At 63.1% G+C, this 16,739-nt stretch carries 13 protein-coding genes; 4 read left to right on the top strand and 9 right to left on the bottom strand.

The features are described 5' to 3' along the window. Positions 1 to 281: 281 nt before the first annotated feature. From BGO16_RS15010 to BGO16_RS15000, 3 genes are read right to left on the bottom strand one after another with little or no spacing between them, the layout of a single operon-like run. Positions 282 to 2,105 (bottom strand): aminopeptidase P family protein, encoded by a 1,824-nt coding sequence (locus BGO16_RS15010; protein WP_292619678.1) that lies wholly within the window; start codon positions 2,103 to 2,105, stop codon positions 282 to 284. 57 nt (positions 2,106 to 2,162) lie between these two features. Beyond that, positions 2,163 to 3,059, bottom strand: a complete 897-nt coding sequence (locus tag BGO16_RS15005; protein ID WP_292619676.1) for a 50S ribosomal protein L11 methyltransferase — start codon at positions 3,057 to 3,059, stop codon at positions 2,163 to 2,165. A 21-nt stretch (positions 3,060 to 3,080) separates the two neighbouring features. Further along, positions 3,081 to 3,365 (bottom strand): hypothetical protein, encoded by a 285-nt coding sequence (locus tag BGO16_RS15000; RefSeq protein WP_292619675.1) that lies wholly within the window; start codon positions 3,363 to 3,365, stop codon positions 3,081 to 3,083. A 460-nt stretch (positions 3,366 to 3,825) separates the two neighbouring features. Here BGO16_RS15000 and BGO16_RS14995 point away from each other — a divergent pair, with 460 nt between their 5' ends. Continuing rightward, the gene (locus BGO16_RS14995) at positions 3,826 to 3,972 is read left to right on the top strand and encodes a hypothetical protein (RefSeq protein ID WP_292619673.1); all 147 of its coding nucleotides are present in this window, start codon (positions 3,826 to 3,828) and stop codon (positions 3,970 to 3,972) included. A 4-nt stretch (positions 3,973 to 3,976) separates the two neighbouring features. Here the strand turns inward: BGO16_RS14995 and BGO16_RS14990 are convergent, their stop codons facing one another. After that, complete coding sequence (locus tag BGO16_RS14990; RefSeq protein WP_292619671.1) at positions 3,977 to 5,584, bottom strand: NAD(P)/FAD-dependent oxidoreductase; 1,608 nt, start codon at positions 5,582 to 5,584, stop codon at positions 3,977 to 3,979. Between the two features lie 38 nt (positions 5,585 to 5,622). Continuing rightward, positions 5,623 to 6,435: a L,D-transpeptidase gene (locus BGO16_RS14985; protein WP_292619669.1), complete on the bottom strand. Its 813-nt coding sequence runs from the start codon at positions 6,433 to 6,435 to the stop codon at positions 5,623 to 5,625. Positions 6,436 to 6,717: 282 nt separating this feature from the next. On the opposite strand from BGO16_RS14985, the gene BGO16_RS14980 reads away from it, so the two are divergent. Then, positions 6,718 to 7,053: a hypothetical protein gene (locus BGO16_RS14980; RefSeq protein ID WP_292619667.1), complete on the top strand. Its 336-nt coding sequence runs from the start codon at positions 6,718 to 6,720 to the stop codon at positions 7,051 to 7,053. Between the two features lie 75 nt (positions 7,054 to 7,128). On the opposite strand, the gene BGO16_RS14975 is transcribed toward BGO16_RS14980, so the two are convergent. From BGO16_RS14975 to BGO16_RS14965, 3 genes are all read right to left on the bottom strand, one after another. Further along, positions 7,129 to 7,890: an ABC transporter permease gene (locus BGO16_RS14975; protein ID WP_292619665.1), complete on the bottom strand. Its 762-nt coding sequence runs from the start codon at positions 7,888 to 7,890 to the stop codon at positions 7,129 to 7,131. 1 nt (position 7,891) lies between these two features. Beyond that, complete coding sequence (locus BGO16_RS14970) at positions 7,892 to 8,812, bottom strand: ABC transporter ATP-binding protein (protein ID WP_292619663.1); 921 nt, start codon at positions 8,810 to 8,812, stop codon at positions 7,892 to 7,894. A 119-nt stretch (positions 8,813 to 8,931) separates the two neighbouring features. Continuing rightward, positions 8,932 to 11,481, bottom strand: a complete 2,550-nt coding sequence (locus BGO16_RS14965) for a UvrD-helicase domain-containing protein (RefSeq protein ID WP_292619661.1) — start codon at positions 11,479 to 11,481, stop codon at positions 8,932 to 8,934. A gap of 243 nt (positions 11,482 to 11,724) precedes the next feature. On the opposite strand from BGO16_RS14965, the gene BGO16_RS14960 reads away from it, so the two are divergent. After that, positions 11,725 to 11,901 carry a DUF1328 domain-containing protein gene (locus BGO16_RS14960; protein ID WP_292619659.1) on the top strand — a complete coding sequence of 59 codons (177 nt, stop codon included), beginning with the start codon at positions 11,725 to 11,727 and terminating at the stop codon, positions 11,899 to 11,901. A 12-nt stretch (positions 11,902 to 11,913) separates the two neighbouring features. Here the strand turns inward: BGO16_RS14960 and BGO16_RS14955 are convergent, their stop codons facing one another. After that, complete coding sequence (locus BGO16_RS14955) at positions 11,914 to 12,429, bottom strand: thioesterase family protein (protein ID WP_292619657.1); 516 nt, start codon at positions 12,427 to 12,429, stop codon at positions 11,914 to 11,916. Positions 12,430 to 12,688: 259 nt separating this feature from the next. Here BGO16_RS14955 and BGO16_RS14950 point away from each other — a divergent pair, with 259 nt between their 5' ends. Continuing rightward, positions 12,689 to 16,594 carry an AsmA family protein gene (locus BGO16_RS14950; protein WP_292619655.1) on the top strand — a complete coding sequence of 1,302 codons (3,906 nt, stop codon included), beginning with the start codon at positions 12,689 to 12,691 and terminating at the stop codon, positions 16,592 to 16,594. The last annotated feature ends 145 nt before the right edge of the window (positions 16,595 to 16,739 follow it).

Raw genomic sequence — 16,739 nt, 5'->3', positions numbered from 1 at the left:
CGCGTGAAGAAAACGCGTCAAATCAAGAGCCTGAAGTCTTTCACTGTTTCCATGAAACGGTGAAAGACTCCAGGTCTCATGCTTCGTTTCACGGATGTACTGAAACGGACGCTCAGGAGCCTCGTCAGCGATGACGGGGCTTTTTGTTACGCCGCCATTCCCCACGAGACGGGACATGGTTGGCCGCCCGGAACTCGTTTCCGGGTCCTTGCCGGATTGTGTCTTGCGCGAATGGTGCCACGCGAGTTTTCGTGACATGAACGAGGCAGCCCTCGCGCGCGCTATGCCAGCGGTTCGGTCGCCGCGTCGAGCCAGACCTTTGTGGCCTCATCGAGGTGCGGGCGCACCTCGCGGCGGACGCGGGCGTGATAGTCGTTGAGCCAGCGCACCTCATCGGTGCTGAGGCTGCGGTCGATCAGGCGGCGGTCGATCGGCGCCAGCGTCAGGGTCTCGAAGCCGTTCATGGCTTTCTCGGCACCCGGTATCTCGACGGCCGCGACCAGCACCAGATTTTCGATCCGGATGCCGAATGCGTCACGTTTATAATAGCCCGGCTCGTTGGACAGGATCATGCCGCGCTTCAAGGGCGTGGTGCCGAGCTTCGAAATCCGCGCCGGGCCTTCATGCACTGACAGATAGCTGCCGACGCCGTGGCCTGTGCCGTGCTCGAAATCGACGCCCGCCTGCCATAGGAACTGCCGCGCCAGCGTGTCGAGCTGCGCGCCGGTGGCGCCGTCGGGAAACACCGCACGCGCAATGGCGATGTGGCCGCGCAGCACGCGGGTGAAGCGGTCGCGCATCTCGTCGGTCGGTTGGCCGATCGCGACGGTGCGGGTGACGTCGGTGGTGCCGTCCTCGTACTGCGCGCCGGAATCGATCAGCAGCAGGTCGCCGGGCGCGATGCGGCGGTTGCTCTTGCGGGTGACGCGATAATGCACGATGGCGCCGTTCGGTCCGGTGCCCGAGATGGTGGGGAAAGAAACGTCCTTCAGCGCACCGGTGTCGCGGCGAAAGGTCTCCAGCGCCTCGACCACGTCGATCTCGGTCAGCGTGCCCTTCGGCGCCTCGCGGTCGATCCAGGCGAGAAACCGCGCCAGCGCCACGGCGTCGCGCTGATGCGCGCTGCGCGCGCCCGCGATTTCGGTCGGGTTCTTCACCGCCTTCAGCAGCGCGACCGGATCGTTGCCGCGTACCGGTTTGCCGCCGGCGGCCGTGATCAGGCGGTTCAACGCGTCGGCGGCGGTGGCATTGTCGAGCCCGATGGCCGCGCCGGATCTGGCCGTTGCGGCCAGCGCCTCGGTCAACGCATCCGGCTCGCGGACGTCGGCTTCGCGCTCCAGATGATCGCGGCTGACGTTGGAGAGTTTACGGGAATCGATGAACACGACAGGGCGGCCGTCCTTGGGCACCAGCGCATAGGACAAGGGCAGGGGGGTGTGCGAGACGTCGGCGCCGCGGATGTTGAAGGTCCAGGCCACCGCATGTGAATCCGACAGCACCAGCGCATCGACGCCGAGCTTGGTCATCTCGGCGCGGATGCGCGTCAGCTTGTCGGCCTCGGTTTCGCCCGCGAACGCCGCCTTGTGGATCGTGACCGGGCCAAGCGGCGGCGCGGGCCGATCGGTCCAGATGCTGTCGACAGGGTTGGTCTCGACGGGTATCAGGTCGGCGCCGGCCTTCGCGCAAGCCTTTGCCAGGCGCTCCGCCGCCGCGGACGTATGCAGCCAGGGATCGTATCCGAGCCGGTCGCCGGCGCTGAGATGCTCCGCCAGCCAGTTTTCGGGAGGCGGATCGACCAGTGAGACGATGGCCCAGGCGTGGGTATCCACCTGTTGCGCCGCCTGCAACGTGTAGCGGCCATCGACGAACACCGCGGCTTCCTTCGCGAGCACGACGGCGAGGCCGGCCGATCCGGTGAAGCCGGTGAGCCATGCCAGCCGCTCCTCGGAGGGCGCGACATATTCGTTCTGCTGCTGGTCGGCGCGCGGGATGACGAAGCCGGTCAATTGCCGCCGGTGCAGCTCCTCGCGAAACGCGGCGAGGCGGGCGGTGAGCGCGACGCCGCCCTCTAGGTCCTCGAAGGTCTGAAAGTGGGCTTCGAACATTACGCGAGTATTCTAGAATTCCGGGATGGCGGCCGCAACGGCGGAGCAGGGCAAGCGTTACCTTCTATTCTGCATCAGCAGGCTGCACCATCCGTCGATCCGCATCTGCCGGATCAGAACGAGCCCCTGCGCGCGATAGGCCGCGATCACGCCGCGGGTCTGATGCGGCAGCAGCCCCGACAAAATCACCATGGCCTCGGACGCAAGGTGGGTTGCCATAACCGGCGCCATCTGCCGCAGCGGATTGGCCAGAATATTCGCCAGCACCAGATCGAACGGCGCGCGGGCGCGAAACAGCGGTGCTGAAAAGCCGGTCGCGCAGATCGACTCCACAAGATCGCCGACGCCGTTCAGCGCGGCGTTCTCTTTCGCCACGATCGCTGAACGCGGGTCGATGTCGCTGGCCAGCACCTTCCGACGCAGCGCCTTCGCCGCGGCGATGGCGAGGACGCCGGTGCCGGCGCCGAGATCGAGAACCCGCCGCGGCATCTTGCTGCGCAGCACCTGATCGAGCAGCAGCAGGCAGCCGCGGGTCGTGCCATGGTGACCGGTACCGAATGCCAGCGCGGCCTCGATCTCGATGCCGAGTTTGTTTGGCGGGACGCGCGCGCGGTCATGGCGGCCGTGGACGACGAAGCGGCCGGCCGGGACGGGCGCCAGTCCTTCGAGGCTGGCCTCGACCCAGTCCCTGGCGGCGATGGTATCGAAGACGACGGTTTGGGCGACCGCATCGCCGGCGACCAATGTGATCTGCGCGCGAATTCGCTCTTCATCGGGCGGGGCGGCGAAGTGCATCGAAACGCCCCAGCGCCCGTCGCTGTGTTCAAATGCGGCGATCGCAAGTTCGCCGTCGTCCAGTGTCTCGGTCAGGAGGTCGACCACCCGCCGCGCGACCTGCTCCTCGCCGATGGCGAAGGTGGCGCGACTGGTCGCCGGCGTGACGGTGTTGGTCATGGAAGTCCGACGGACAGGAGTTCAGGATCCGGTCGTGCTCCAGGCCCTGGCGATGAGATAGCCGACGCCATAGGCCGGTCCGGCCACCATGAGAATGGCGATGGCCATCAGAAGCCAGCCTTTCAGAACACCGGCCCAGCCACCCGTTTGCCAAAGCTCCCGGGGCCCCGGTTGCGCGTAGGCCCAGAACGACCATGACGTGGCCAGGAGCAGGTAAATGTCGAAGGTGTTCAATGATGTGCCGAGGTAACCTCCGATTATCGGGATAACGATCGTGAGAAAGACCCGGCCAAGAATTTGCAGCACATAGACCCCCGGTTATTTGCCTGCCTTTGCCCAATATTTGCTTTGGTGCAAATGCGAAACTTATAGCGTTTTCGAACGGCGTGGATACCGCTTGGCGTGAAGAAAACGCGTCAAATCAAAATCATAAAGTTCTGCTCCTGGTCGGTCCGATGCCGGAATACTCCGGACGATCACTGTGTCCTCCAGCAAATCCGAACGGCCGTTGCACGCTTTCCGGGATCGTTTTCCACAGTTTTTCCACAGGTGTATCCACAGACTTGTCCATGGCCTGATATCAAGTTTTGCGTGGGATTTCGACGGCCTTGTCAGCAGACGGGAGCGACGAGTTGCCGCGAATTGCACGGGTGCCCGCGAGGGTTAATCCCCGGTAACTCCTGTGTCCAAATCACAGCGAAATCGCGGCGAAGTTTTTTAGAGGTTGACCGATATCGATGCTTCCCAGGCAGAACGCGGGGGCGTCATGGAATCGCAAAACATCGGCGAGGTCGAACCGGCGGAAGGAATGTCCGGGATCGCGGCCGAGGACATCATATGGGCGTTTGTTGTCAGCGCCATCGTGCTCGGGCTGACGCCGGCGGTATTCATTTACGCACTGTTGGTTGCTTGAGCCGTCACCGGCGAGCGAACGGCGCCCGGTGATCGCGCAGGATCGTGCGCGCTGCGTTATGGCCGGGCGCGCCGGTGACGCCGCCGCCGGGATGCGCGCCGGAGCCGCAATGATAGAGACCCTTCAGCGGTCCCCGGTAGTCGGCGTGCCCCAGCATCGGACGGGCGGAGAACAACTGGTTCAGCGCCAGCGCGCCGTGGAAAATGTCGCCGCCCAGCAGTCCGAATTCGCGTTCGAGGTCGAGCGGTGACAGGATCTGCCGGCCGATCACGCTGGCGGCAAAGCCCGGCGCGTAGCGATCGACGGTTGCGATCATGAGGTCGGCGACCTGGTCGCGGCAATCGTCCCAGGACGCGCCGTCAGGCAATTGCGGCGCGACATGCTGGCAGAACAGGCTCGCGACATGGCGGCCGGACGGGGCGAGTGAATCATCGATCACGGATGGGATCAGAACCTCCACTACCGGTTCGCGGCTCCAGCCGAACCGGCGCGCATCCTCCCAGGCGCGGTCCATGTAGCCGAGGCCGGGCGCGATGATGATGCCGGCGCTGAGATGGTCGCCCTTGCCCGGCAACGCGGAGAACGAGGGCAGGGCGGAGAGCGCCACGTTCATCCGGAACGTTCCGGAGCCATTGCGCCAGTTCTTGATGCGGTTGAAGAAGGCGGGAGACAGGGAGCCGGCGGGCAATAGCCGGGTATAGAGCAGCTTCGGGTTGACGTTTGCCGCGACATATCTTGCACGGATCGTTCGTCCGTCGTCGAGGATCACGCCCGCCGCGCGGCCGCGCTCGACAACGACTTCGCTGACGCCGACTCCGGTTTCAATCTCGGCGCCATGCGCACGGGCGGCCGCTGCCATGGCCTGGGTGATCGCGCCCATGCCGCCGATTGCGTGACCCCAGACCCCCTTCTTGCCGTTCACCTCTCCGAAAGCATGGTGCAGCATCACATAGGCAGAGCCTGCCGCGTAGGGGCTCGCATAGTTGCCGACGATGGCGTCGAAGCCGAACAGCGCCTTGACCAGATCGGTTTCGAAGCGCTCGTCGAGCATGTCCCCGGCCGATCGCGCAAACAGGTCGAGCAGGTTGCGCTGCTGCTCCAGCGACAGGCCGCGCAGGATGCCCGCCGTGCCGACGGCATTGACGAACTCATGCGCGGTGTTGATGCTGAACCCTTCAACAAGGTTGGGCGGAGCGCGCAGCACGAACTGCCGGATCACGTCGGCGATTTCGTCCAGTTCGCGCATGAATTCGCCGATCGCGACCGCGTCCCGTTGGCTCAGGCGGGCGACCGAGGCCGCGGTGCGGCCTTCGCCGGTGAGGAGGTACCGACCGTCGGGCGCGGGCAAAAAGTTCTGGGCGCGGCGTTCGACGATCCGCAGGCCGTGGTCGTGCAGCCGCAAGTCGGCGATGACCTTCGGATTGAGCAGGCTGACAGTGTAAGCCGCGACCGAATTGCGGAATCCGGGATGAAATTCCTCGGTCACCGCAGCGCCGCCCACCACCTTGCGCCGTTCCACGATCCTGACCCGCAGTCCGGCCATCGCAAGATAGGCCGCGCAGGTGAGCCCGTTATGGCCTGCGCCGATGATGACGACGTCGGTGTCCGGCATGATCCGCTTCGACTGCTACGGGGACGTCGTCTCGTCGGTCAGTCGCCGAAGTCCGTGAAAAGGCCGCGAGGCCGATAGGGCTGCGGCGCGTAAACCTGCGGCGGATAGGGCTGCGCATAACCGTAATCGGCTTGATCGCTGTAGTAATATTGCTGCCGCCGGGGAACGTTCTGCGCATCGCGGAGACGGCGAGAACTGCGCGGCGCAGGATAGCGCTGATCGCTGGAACTGCCGTCGGCCGGGTAGATATAGCCGTCGTCGCCGCGAATGGCGGCCTGCGGCTGCTGAGTTGGCGCAATCTGTCCCGGCGTCAGTTCGATCGGATTTCCGGCATTGTCATAAGACTGATCGTCCGCCGGCGGATTATGGCGGGCGACATCGGTTTTGCGCTTGCCACGGGGATTGCGCGCCAGCGCGACACGGGACGATCCGGTCAGCGTGACGGTTGTATTGAGGACGCCTTCTTTCCGGACCAGCGCATAGAGGGTCGATGCATTGGCGCGCGAGATGCGCACACAGCCATGCGAGACGGGACTGCCGAGACTGCCTTCGGAAAACGTGCCGTGGATGGCATGACCGGCCTTGGTGAAGAAGATCGAGTGCGGCATCGGCGCGTCGTCGAACTCCTTGGAGAAATGGTCGGCTTCCATGCGGAAGGTCTGGAAGCGGCCGTTCGGGGTTTCGTGAGACGGATTTCCGCTCGACACCGGCCAATGATAGCGCTCGACGCCATCGACGGAGACGGTCATTTTCTGATTGTCCTTGTCGACAAGGATCGACACCTTCGCCTGCGCCACGCTGACCGCGCCAAGAAGCAGCAGACCGGCGACGGGAATACAAAACATACGCATGTACCTGGGCCTCGGATGCAGCCTGAAATCCCCGTCTCTTATATGCGCTCAAAACGGTTCTGCTTCCAGTAGCGGATTTCGTCATCGTTAAATGTCGAAACGGCATAACCAGGGCCGAGACAGCGCGCGAAAATCAAAAAGCCCTATGGACAAGGAGTTCGGCAGCAAGCGACCGCCACCCCCGCGGTTCGGAACTTTTGGAACACGATTGCGTTATATTCATCCCGATCCGTTTTGATCATGGCCCGTTCGCGGCCGAACCAGCAGAGGATGTAGGCACACATGAAGACCAGAATCGCAGCATTGCCGATGACAGCTTCTATCCGGATTCAGTTCGCGGCGGTGGCCGCGGCCGCCGCGCTGGCCCTCGTTTCCATTCCGCATCTGGCGCACGCACAAGGCGTGTTTGGCGGCATGGAGCGTGGCGCGAACCAGGGTGCGCGTGAAGGCAGTCGTGCGGCTGGTCCGGTCGGCGGTGCGATCGGCGGCGCAATCGGCGCCGGCGTCGGCGGTGCGGTCGGTGGCGTCAAGGGCGTGCTCGGCATCCCAGATCATCACCACCACCATCGATGCCGCGGTTACTGGAAGCATGGGCATTATCACTGCTACCGCCGATAAATACGTCCTGCAACGCAAGGCGGGCGGTCCGGGAGCAACCGGGCCGCGCCCTTTGTGATCCGCATCAAGCGTGGCTCAGCTTTTCAGCCGATAGCCGGATTTGAAAATCCACCACACAACCGTCATGCAGATCACGAGAAAACTCAGCGTCATGCCCATGCTGACGGACAGGCTGACGTCGGCGATCTCGTAGAAACTCCAGCGGAAGCCGCTGATGAGATAAACGACCGGATTGAACAGCGCGACCGTCTGCCAGCTTTGCGGCAGCATGCCGATTGAATAGAAGCTGCCGCCGAGGAATGTCAGCGGCGTGATGATCAGCATTGGAATCATTTGTAGCTTCTCGAAACCGTCGGCCCAGATGCCGATGATGAAACCGAAAAGGCTGAAGGTCACTGAGGTGAGCACCAGGAACAACAGCATCCATACCGGATGCTGGATGTGCAGCGGCACGAACAGGCCCGCGGTCGCCAGGATAATCAGGCCGAGGATGATCGACTTGGTCGCGGCCGCTCCGACATAGCCCAGCACGATTTCGAAATAGGATACCGGCGCTGACAGGATCTCGTAGATGGTGCCGATGAACTTCGGGAAATAGATGCCGAACGATGCATTGGTGATGCTTTGCGTCAGCACCGACAGCATCACCAGCCCCGGCACGATGAAGGTGCCGTAGCTGACGCCTTCGACTTCTGTGATGCGCGAGCCGATCGCCGCCCCGAACACCACGAAATAGAGCGAGGTCGACACCACCGGAGAGACGATGCTTTGCAGCAGTGTGCGCCAGGTTCGCGCCATCTCAAAACGGTAGATTGCTTTCACGGCCTCGAAGTTCATGTCAGGCCCTCACCAGGCTGACGAAGATTTCTTCCAGCGAACTCTGGGTGGTGTCGAGGTCGGAAAACCTGATGCCGGCGGCCCGGAGGTCGCTCAGCAGGCTGGTGATTCCGGTATGCTCGCTTCGGGTGTCGTAGGTATAGATCAACTCGGTGCCGTCTCCCGCAAGCTCGAGGTTGTAAGCCGCCAACGGCGTCGGCACGGCGTCGATCTTGCCCTGAAGATGCAGTTTCAGCCGCTTTTGGCCGAGCTTCTGCATCAATGCGGCCTTTTCCTCGACCAGGATGATTTCTCCCCTGTTGATGACGCCGACGCGATCGGCCATCTCTTCGGCCTCTTCGATGTAATGCGTTGTCAGAATAATCGTGACGCCCGAAGCCCGCAGCGTTCGCACCACGTCCCACATCGCTTTGCGCAGTTCGACATCGACGCCCGCGGTCGGCTCGTCGAGAAACAGGATCTGCGGCTCGTGCGACAGCGCCTTCGCAATCATCACGCGCCGCTTCATGCCGCCGGACAGCGTGACGATCTTGCTGTCCTTCTTGTCCCACAGCGACAGGTCCTTCAAAACCTTCTCGATGTGAGCCGGGTTCTTCGGCTTTCCGAACAGCCCGCGGCTGAAACTGACCGTGGCCCAGACCGTTTCGAACGCGTCGGTGTGCAGTTCCTGCGGCACGAGGCCGATCAGCGAGCGGGTCGTCCGATAGTCGCGCCGGATGTCGTGGCCATCGACCAGCACCTCTCCGCTTGATGCGTTCGCGATGCCGCAGATGATGTTGATGAGCGTCGTCTTGCCCGCGCCGTTGGGACCAAGCAGTGCGAAAATCTCGCCCGGTTTGATGCCGAGATTGATCGATTTCAGCGCTGTGAACCCGGAGGCGTAGGTCTTCGACAGGCCAGAAACGGAAATAATAGGCGACATGCGGGCTGACACGCTGTGAACGGGCGGAACAGGAACGAAGACTGGTTATCGCGGCGCGATGGCAGGACGATGGAGAACGCGGGTCAACAGATAGGAACGTGCGTGTTGTTTCGCAATCGCTACACCCGCTCCACGAAACTATCGACCACCTTTTTTTCGCCGGCTTTGTCGAAGGCGATGGTCAGCTTGTTGCCGTCGATCCGCGTCACCTTGCCGTAGCCGAATTTCTGGTGAAAGACCCGGTCGCCCGTTGAAAAGGCGGACGTTGTGCCGCTGGACTTGGCGACCAGTTCGCCTTCGATGGTGACCGGTGCGCGCTTCGCATTCGACCTGCCGGCATATGCCGCGCCGGCCTCGTTGAAGCCGCCGCGGCCGCGGTTGGCCTGTGCGCGCTGCCAGCCGGGCGTCGCATAGCTCGAGCCGAAGGACTCCATATTGTCGAAGCGCGAGGGGCCATAGCCGCCCGTTCCGCCCCAGCCCGAGCCGCCCTTCGATTCCGTGATCTCGACATTTTGCGCGGGCAGTTCGTCGAGAAAGCGTGAGGGGATCGTCGTCGACCATGAGCCATGAATGCGCCGGTTGGTGGCGAAGTAGAGTTTTGCGCGACGGCGTGCCCGAGTCAGGCCGACATGGGCGAGCCGGCGTTCTTCCTCGAGGCCGGCGCGTCCCTGCTCATCCAGCGCGCGCTGATGCGGAAACAGTCCTTCCTCCCAGCCGGGCAGAAAGACGTTGTCGAATTCGAGTCCCTTGGCGGAATGCAGTGTCATGAGGGAGACGGCATCCTCATCCGCGCCGCCTTCGCGATCCATCACCAGCGAGATGTGTTCGAGAAAGCCCTGCAGGTTCTCGAATTCCTCCATCGAGCGCACCAGTTCTTTCAGGTTCTCCAGCCGGCCCGCGGCGTCGGCCGAGCGGTCCTTCTGCCACATCTCGGTGTAACCGCTTTCGTCGAGCACGATCTCGGCAAGCTCGGTGTGCCGCATGGTGTCGCGCTGCGCGCGCCAGCGATCGAAGCAGTCGAGCAAGGCGCGCAGCGAGCCGCGCGCTTTCGGCTTCATCTCGTCGGTCTCGACGACGGCGCGGGCGGCCTCGCTGAGCGGGATGCGCCGCTTGCGGGCAATCTCGTGCAGCATCTGCACTGTGGCCTCGCCCAGGCCGCGTTTGGGCACGTTGACGATGCGCTCGAAGGCGAGATCGTCGGCCGGGGAGTTGATGACGCGCAGATAGGCGAGCGCGTCGCGGATTTCGGCGCGTTCGTAGAAGCGCGGGCCACCGATGACGCGATAGGACAGGCCGAGCGTGATGAAGCGGTCTTCGAATTCGCGCATCTGGAACGAGGCGCGCACCAGAATCGCAATCTCGTTCAGCTTCTCGCCGGCGCGCTGAAGCTGTTCGATCTCCTCGCCGATGGCGCGGGCTTCCTCCTCGGAGTCCCAGGACCCCGTGACGGTGACCTTCTCGCCATCGACGTCCTCGGTGCGCAGCGTCTTGCCAAGACGGCCTTCGTTATGTGCGATCAGATGCGAGGCGGCGGCGAGAATATGACCGGTGGAGCGATAGTTGCGCTCCAGACGGATCACCTTGGCGCCGGGAAAATCGTGCTCGAAGCGCAGGATGTTGTCGACCTCGGCGCCGCGCCAGCCGTAGATCGACTGGTCGTCGTCGCCGACGCAGCAGATGTTTTTCTGTCGCAGAGTTTCGATCGGTGCTGACGAACCCTCTCCCCTTGCGGGAGAGGGTGGCGAGCGCAGCGAGCCGGGTGAGGGGTGATTGGCTGCGGACAGCGACCCCTCACCCGCTTCGCCGCTTTGCGGCTCAGCACCCTCTCCCGCAAGGGGAGAGGGAAGTGGAGTGCGTGTCGGCGCTTGCGACAGCAATCGCAGCCACAGATATTGCGCGACGTTCGTGTCCTGATACTCGTCGACGAGGATGAATTTGAAGCGGTTCTGGTATTGCCGCACCACATCCGGATGTTCGCGGAACAGGCGGATGTTCTCCAGAAGCAGATCGCCGAAATCCGCGGCATTGAGGATTTTCAGCCGCGCCTGATAGGCGGCGTAGAGCTTGCCGCCGCGACCGTTGCCGAACACGGCCGCTTCGCCCGAGGGCACCTGGGCCGGCGTCAGGCCGCGATTCTTCCAGCCGTCGATCAATCCCGCGAGCATCCGCGCCGGCCAGCGCTTGTCGTCCACGTTGTCGGCTTGCAGAAGCTGTTTGAGCAGGCGGATCTGGTCGTCCACATCGAGGATGGTGAAATTGGACTTGAGCTGCACAAGTTCCGCGTGTGCGCGCAGAATCCTGCCGCCGATGGAATGAAAGGTGCCGAGCCACGGCATGCCTTCCACGGCTTGGCCGAGCATCTGGCCAAGCCGCTGCTTCATCTCGCGCGCGGCCTTGTTGGTGAAGGTGACCGAGAGGATTTCGCCGGGGCGAGCGCGGCCCTGGCTGAGGATATGCGCGATGCGGGTCGTCAGCACGCGGGTCTTCCCGGTGCCCGCACCGGCCAGCACCAGAACAGGCCCGTCCAGTGTTTCCACCGCGTCGCGTTGTTCCGGATTGAGCCCGGCAAGATACGACGGTGCTGCCGCCGCCCGCGCGCGCGCGGCAATGCCACCGGCGGCAGGTCGGTGCTCGGGAACGTCACGAATCAGTCTGTTCGGCTCGGTCATGCGAATCGTCTTCTCCCCACGATGGCACCGCGGGGCGGCGAAAGGGAGCCTTCTTAGCAGGATGGGGTGGATATATAGGGACGATGACGGGTTTGCATCGGTTTTCCTGCCCGGCACCCGCGATCCGCGCCAGCTATCGCAGTTTTGTTCCGCAAAAACCTCCACCTCCCGACAGGGAACTATTGTTTCGAGGGCGGATTGTTTTCTCAGGCGCGGGCGCCGAAAAAGCACGGAGATCAAGTCATGCTGAACTGGGTCGTGACGTTTCTGATTATCGCGCTGATTGCCGGTATCCTCGGCTTCGGCGGTATCGCGGGCGCCTCGATTGAAATCGCCAAGATCATCTTTTTCATCGCGTTGATCCTGCTCGTGGTATCGGCGGTGGTCGGATTTATGCGGGGTCGTCGCACCGGAGTGTAGGCGGCCGCCGGCCTAACGCGGCTGCGAGGGCATCGCGATTCGCCGGCCGATGCCCTCGGGCCGCATGGCGAGTTTATGGGCATCAGCGACGGCTTGAACGCGCGCACGGATGTCAGGCGGAAACGGCGCGACCTTGCGAGCAGCCATATCGACGTGAAGGGTCATGTTTTCGGAGGTTGCCGACAGCCATCCTTCCGTCGCGTGCCGCAATTCCTCGAAGGTATGCAGACGTTTTTCGTCCGCGGCGACCAGCAGAATGGACACCCGCACCGGGTCATCCAGATGAATTTCCCGGAGATAACGCACATGGCACTCGGCGGTGAACGTCGAGCCGTTGCGTGCCTCCATGTAGTCGGGCCCCAAGCCAAGCTCCACCCAAAACCGATCGATGGCCTGGTCGAACAGGACATTGTAATAGGCCATGTTGAGATGGCCGTTGTAGTCAATCCACTCCGGCTCGATCCGCATGATGGATGACTGAAACAGGTCCGGCTGACGGTCCGGATCAGTGGGGGGCGTGAACTTCATTCTCGTTTCCTGCATTTGTCGGGCCGTTTTCAATCAACCTATTCCACTGGCGCGACGTGAAAGTCCCGTTGCCGCGGGAACCGATGCGGTCGTTGCTGCCACTTCGCCACAGTTAGCCATATTATATGATGTCGATCGGCTCGTTTGGCCCGGTCTTGCGGGCTCGGGATCGATACGGCAGTCTCGGGCCTCCGGCACGCGTCCGAACCGCGACCGAAGCGGAATCGATTTTTGCCGGAATGTTTCAAGGGGAGACACCGTGCAGACTACGCTGCTCGGCTTGGCGATCACAGTCATTGTCGCGCTCGTCGCCGCGCTGATCGGGCCGTATTTGATCGACTGGAACCGCTTTCGGCCCCGGTTCGAGGCGCAGGCGGCGCACGTGATCGGTGCGCCGGTTCGGATCGAGGGCGGGCTTGACGTCAGGTTGCTGCCGTCGCCGTCCTTGCAGCTTCGCTCGGTGGTGGTCGGGGGCTCGAATGATCCGGGCAAGGTGCGTGCCGGCAATCTTGGCGTCGAATTCAGCCTGGGTTCGCTGATGCGCGGAGAATGGCGCGCGACCGAAGTGACGATCAACGACGTGGCACTTGACCTCGGCCTCGATAGCGACGGCAGGATCGATTGGCCCCTGTCGCGGTCGTTCAATCCGCTTTCCATCGACCGGTTGAACCTCACGGGCCGCGTGGCGCTTCATGATGCGGCCAGCCGCACCACGCTTGAACTGAGCGACATCGCTTTCAGCGGCGACGTGCGATCCGGAGCGGCCGTTCGCGGCGACGGCAATTTCGTGCTGTCAGGAGAGCGCTATCCATTTCGGATATCGTCCGGACCGGCGAGCGATGGCGACGCCAGCCGTGTTCATGTCACGATCGACCCCGGAATGCGCGCCGCATCGATCGATCTGGACGGCATTCTGTCATTCGATGAGCGCGTGCCGCATTTCGAGGGTACCGTAGCTCTGGCGGGCGCTGCCGAATCCGCCGCCAAGAATTTTTCCGGCGATCCGTCTCAAAGACCATGGCGCGTATCGGCCAGGACCAAGGCCGCCCCGAGCGGCGCGCGGCTGGAGCAGGTCGAAGCGAGCTACGGTGCCGGCGAGGCTGCGCTGGAGCTCGTAGGCGTTGGCGACGCTCGTTTCGGTGCATCGCCCCGGATTCACGCCGAATTGTTTGCACGTCAGCTCGACGCGGATCGTCTGTCGGCCAAGGACGCGCCCGCAACGATGTTGGCGACGCTGCAGGGTATTCTGGCCAAAATTCCGCCAGCTCCGCTGGCTGCTGACATCGGGATCAGTGCCGACCAGATCATGCTGGGCAGTCGTCCGATACAAAATTTCCGCATTGACTTGCGCGGCGATGCTGCGTCATGGGCCGTCGGCCGAGTGGAATTCCGCGCGCCCGGCGCAACGCAGGTGGTGCTTGACGATCAGGGGGCGCGGGCGGGGCAATCGACCCAATTCAACGGTATGCTCGACATTCAATCGTCCGATCCAGATACCTTTGTCGGCTGGCTGCAAGGCCGAGACAAAATCGCCCGCGAAAGCCAAAAGCCGTTGCGTCTGCGCGGTAATTTGAATGTCGATTCAGGCCATGTCGCCTTGGACCAGTTCAAGGCTGATATCGAGGGTGGCAGCGTTGAAGGGGGACTGGCGTTTATCAATCCGACGGCCGGGAAGGGGGCGCGCCTCGATGCCGAACTCAAGGCGGATCGTCTCGATCTCGATGCAGCGGCCAGCCTGATCCGCGCCATTGCTGGCCCGCAAAGCGGCTGGCCGGATGAAGGACACCTCGCATTGAACGTCGGAAACGCGATATCGGCGGGGCAGGAGTTGCGTCCGTTCATCGCCAGATTGAACTATGGGTCAACGGCAATCTCGCTCGAGCAGTTGAAAATCGGCTCGCCCGGAGGCCTTGCGATAGAGGGGTCCGGCACGTTCGACCGCGTGAATGCAACCGGCCGGTTGACGTTGAATGCGACGTCGGCGTCGATGGCACAGGTGACGGGCCTGATTGCTCCGGTGGCGCCGACTGTCGCGGCTCGACTCGATGCGATGCCGGCAGCCGCAGGAGCCGCGCAGTTTCACCTCACGTTGAATGCCGATAAAAGCCCTGCCGATGAGAACAAGGTCGAAGCCAGCGCCAAGCTCGATGTCGATCTGCCGCAACTGAAAGGCACGCTGTCGCTGGCTGCGGCGTCCTCGCTTGCGGATTTGCGCGCAGCCGATCTCGATGCATTGGCACGAAGCGAGGTTACGCTCCGGACGAAGCTGACGGCGGAACGAGGCGGAGCCTTGCCGGCCTTGCTCGGTCTTGATCGCGTGATCGCAGTTGGCGATGGCGCCGTGCTGAAGGCGACAGCGACGGGCGCATGGCATGCCCCGATACGGCTGAATGCGAAGGTGTCGGGAACGGATCTGGATGCCGAGATAAAAGGAACGATGGAGCCATGGTCATCGGATCGGAAGGCTGATCTCAATTTCGCAGTGCGCCGCCTCGATCTCGGACCGCTGCTGGATCTCAAGTCATCCGATCCTCGCGCCCGGAACGTCAGCCTGTCGTCACATGTCACGCTGGCCGGCAGCAAAGCGATCTTCCATGATCTCGACGGCACTGCGGCGGGTAGCCACATGCGCGGGCGCGTTGCGGTGAATTTCGGCAATGAAAACGTCGTCGAGGGCGAGATCGGAATGGACATGCTCGATCTGGCCTCGGCGTTTGGATTCGTTGTCGGCACCGCGCGCCACGATACCGCAGAGCCGCTGCGTGCCGGTCTGCCGGCAGGTTGGCGCGGTCAGCTCGTATTCGAGGCGCTGCGCGGCGTATTGCCGGGAGGCATTGAGTTGCGGCCTGTCAAAGGCATTGTCAAAGGGGATGGCCATTCCCTGACGTTCGATGCGATGAAAGGGAAGATCGGCGAGGGAGACGCCACAGCGCGTATCGAGCTAGGGCAAGCCGCCGAAGGTGTTGCCCTCAATGCGGACGTTCAACTCAGGAACGTCGACGGACCGGCGTTGCACTACGGCAAGCTGGCGATGCCTGCAGGCCGCGCCTCGGCGCAGATCACGCTTGCGAGTCAGGGTCGCAGTGCGACCGCGCTGTCGGGAGCCCTGTCCGGCAACGGTCTCATCACGCTCGACCGTGCCCGCATTCCAGGACTTGACCCGCACGCGTTCAACGCTGCGATCAATGCAGGAGAGGGAGGTCCGTCGGACGACGCCAAACTGCAACAGACCGTGGAGCAGTCTCTGTCCGAGAATCCGTTGGCTGTCGCGTCAGTGCAAATTCCGTTTACCGTGAAAGATGGCCGCGTGCGCGTCAGCGCAACCGCTCTGGAAGGTGAGGGCGCGCGCGCCATCGTCTCCGGCGGTTATGACATCGCTGCGGATCAGGTCGATATTCGCGCCGGCCTTGCCTCGACCACGGTCGGGGCTGCAAACGATCGTCCGGAAATTCAGATCTTCGCGGCTGGGTCGCCCGATACGATCAGTCCGAGCGTGGATGTTGCGGCGCTATCCTCCTGGCTTGCGTTGAAGGCGATCGATCGCGAAACCCGCAGGCTCGATTCGATGGAGCAAAGCATGGCGGCGCCACCCAAGCCGCCTTCTGAGCCTCCGCCGGCAGTGACGGCATCGCTTCCGGCTGCACCGCCTGACGTTTCCGCCGAACCATCGGCGACAGATGACGTGCCCATCGCTAATGCGCCCGTGCCGAAACGTGATCCGCGGTGGTCTCGCGCGAAAGCCCGGATGAGCATTTCGGAGCCGGCGGTGGCATCGCTTCCGGCTGCGGCACCTGAGGTTTCGGCCGAACCGTCGGTGGTGGATGACGTGCCCATCGCCAACGCGCCCGTACCGAAGCGTGATCCGCGATGGTCTCGCGCGAAAGCCCCGATGAGCGCTCCGGCGCCAGCAGTGACGGCGTCGCTTCCAGTTGAACCGGCTGATGTTTCTGCCGAACCATCGGCGACGAATGACGTGGCCATCGCCAACGCGCCCGTGCCGAAGCGCGATCCACGCCGGGTTCGCGCGAAAGCGCGGTTGGCTGTCCCGCCGCGTCCGGCCGCCGCGCCGCAGACATCGAGTGCCTCGGCGCTGCCATGGCTCGGGCGTCTGCCTTGGCCGTTCCAGACCCGGCCTGCGCCGATTTCGAGACCTGCCTCTCGCTAGAGCATGATCCCGAAAAAGCCTGCTCCGGACTTGATCCGGGATGGAAACAGGTTTTCGGAAAAGATCATGCTCAAACAAAAAGATAAGCGGTGAGTCTGATTCAATGCAGTTAAAACAGACTCTAGGTTCTTGACCGAGGATCTGC

Origin of the sequence: Nitrobacter sp. 62-23 (assembly GCF_001897285.1) — a bacterium.
GTDB lineage: Bacteria > Pseudomonadota > Alphaproteobacteria > Rhizobiales > Xanthobacteraceae > Nitrobacter.
This window is presented reverse-complemented; position numbering and strand designations above follow the sequence as displayed.

What these genes read in the sequence shown, in the direction of transcription:
- BGO16_RS14965 (WP_292619661.1), bottom strand. Translation starts at nt 11,481, where the DNA reads ATGACCGAGCCGAACAGACTGATTCGTGACGTTCCCGAGCACCGACCT.
- BGO16_RS15005 (WP_292619676.1), bottom strand. Translation starts at nt 3,059, where the DNA reads ATGACCAACACCGTCACGCCGGCGACCAGTCGCGCCACCTTCGCCATC.
- BGO16_RS14980 (WP_292619667.1), top strand. Translation starts at nt 6,718, where the DNA reads ATGAAGACCAGAATCGCAGCATTGCCGATGACAGCTTCTATCCGGATT.
- BGO16_RS14995 (WP_292619673.1), top strand. Translation starts at nt 3,826, where the DNA reads ATGGAATCGCAAAACATCGGCGAGGTCGAACCGGCGGAAGGAATGTCC.
- BGO16_RS14955 (WP_292619657.1), bottom strand. Translation starts at nt 12,429, where the DNA reads ATGAAGTTCACGCCCCCCACTGATCCGGACCGTCAGCCGGACCTGTTT.
- BGO16_RS14970 (WP_292619663.1), bottom strand. Translation starts at nt 8,812, where the DNA reads ATGTCGCCTATTATTTCCGTTTCTGGCCTGTCGAAGACCTACGCCTCC.
- BGO16_RS14960 (WP_292619659.1), top strand. Translation starts at nt 11,725, where the DNA reads ATGCTGAACTGGGTCGTGACGTTTCTGATTATCGCGCTGATTGCCGGT.
- BGO16_RS14985 (WP_292619669.1), bottom strand. Translation starts at nt 6,435, where the DNA reads ATGCGTATGTTTTGTATTCCCGTCGCCGGTCTGCTGCTTCTTGGCGCG.
- BGO16_RS14975 (WP_292619665.1), bottom strand. Translation starts at nt 7,890, where the DNA reads ATGAACTTCGAGGCCGTGAAAGCAATCTACCGTTTTGAGATGGCGCGA.
- BGO16_RS14990 (WP_292619671.1), bottom strand. Translation starts at nt 5,584, where the DNA reads ATGCCGGACACCGACGTCGTCATCATCGGCGCAGGCCATAACGGGCTC.
- BGO16_RS15010 (WP_292619678.1), bottom strand. Translation starts at nt 2,105, where the DNA reads ATGTTCGAAGCCCACTTTCAGACCTTCGAGGACCTAGAGGGCGGCGTC.